Origin of the sequence: Mesorhizobium sp. M7A.F.Ca.CA.004.12.1.1 (genome assembly GCF_003997835.1) — a bacterium.
In the GTDB taxonomy this organism is placed as follows: domain Bacteria; phylum Pseudomonadota; class Alphaproteobacteria; order Rhizobiales; family Rhizobiaceae; genus Mesorhizobium.
The window spans coordinates 1-1202 of record NZ_RZRK01001223.1; the positions used below are offsets into that span (position 1 = coordinate 1).

3 protein-coding genes are annotated in these 1202 nt (G+C 61.2%); all 3 read right to left on the reverse strand.

Going from position 1 to position 1202, the window contains the following annotated elements:
* Positions 1-559: NADH-quinone oxidoreductase subunit C (locus tag EN984_RS35295; protein WP_127384389.1), on the reverse strand; the 559-nt coding region annotated here is incomplete at its 3' end.
* Positions 560-563: 4 nt separating this feature from the next.
* The gene (locus EN984_RS35300; protein WP_013531090.1) at positions 564-1145 is read right to left on the reverse strand and encodes an NADH-quinone oxidoreductase subunit B; all 582 of its coding nucleotides are present in this window, start codon (positions 1143-1145) and stop codon (positions 564-566) included.
* A partial coding sequence (gene ndhC / locus EN984_RS35305) for an NADH-quinone oxidoreductase subunit A (protein WP_164765956.1) occupies positions 1136-1202 on the reverse strand: 67 nt, incomplete at its 5' end. The genes ndhC and EN984_RS35300, both read right to left, overlap by 10 nt.

The window sequence follows — 1202 nt, forward strand, 5'->3', positions numbered from 1 at the left end:
CTTCCCACGGGGACAAAAAATCGAAATTGCGGAATTCCTGCTTGAGCTCGACCGGCTCATAGATAACGCGCTTGGCCTCATCGTCGTAGCGCACCTCGACGAAGCCGGTCAGCGGGAAATCCTTGCGCAGCGGATGGCCTTCGAAACCATAGTCTGTCAACAGGCGGCGCAGATCGGGATGGCCCGAGAACAGCACGCCGTAGAGATCATAGGTCTCGCGCTCGAACCAGTCGGCGCCGGGGAACACGCCGGTGATCGACGGCACCATGGTTTCCTCGTCGGCCTGCACCTTGACGCGGATGCGCACATTCTGCTTCGGCGACAACAGATGATAGACGACGTCGAAACGCTTGGCCCGCGACGGATAGTCGGCGCCGCAGACGTCGATGATCGAGATGAACTGGCAGCGCGCATCGTCGCGCAGGAAGGTCATCACCTCGACCAGATCGCGCGGCTCGACATGGATGGTGAGTTCGCCATAGGCGATATCAGCCTCGTTCACGCGGCCGATCAGCTTCTCGCCGAGATAGTTCGACAGTTCGCTCAGGGATGCGGTCATGGATTTACCGTTCGATCGTGCCGGTGCGGCGGATCTTCTTCTGCAAGAGAAGAATGCCGTAGAGCAGCGCTTCGGCGCTCGGCGGGCAGCCGGGCACATAGATATCGACGGGCACGATGCGGTCGCAGCCGCGCACCACCGAATAGGAGTAGTGGTAGTAGCCGCCGCCATTGGCGCAGGAGCCCATCGAGATGACGTAGCGCGGTTCCGGCATCTGGTCGTAGACCTTGCGCAGCGCCGGCGCCATCTTGTTGGTCAGCGTGCCGGCGACGATCATGATGTCGGACTGGCGCGGGGACGCGCGCGGCGCGACACCGAACCGCTCCGAATCATAGCGCGGCATCGAGGTGTGGATCATTTCGACCGCGCAACAGGCGAGGCCGAAGGTCATGAACATCAGCGACCCGCTGCGCGCCCAGGTGATGAGCGCCTCGGTCGAAGTGACCAAAAAGCCCTTGTCGGCCAACTCGTTGTTGATCTCGAGGAAGAAGGGATCGTCCTCCCCCACCGGCCTGCCGGTGTTGGGATCGATAATACCCTTGGGCTTCGGCGCGACGAGGGTGCCTGAACTGTCGTTCAATCCCATTCCAGCGCTCCTTTTTTCCATTCATAGGCAAAGCCGATGGTCAGCACCGCCAAAAAC

Bases quoted from the DNA above. Each gene is read 5' to 3' on its own strand.
- EN984_RS35300 (WP_013531090.1), bottom strand. From the start codon at position 1,145: ATGGGATTGAACGACAGTTCAGGCACCCTCGTCGCGCCGAAGCCCAAG.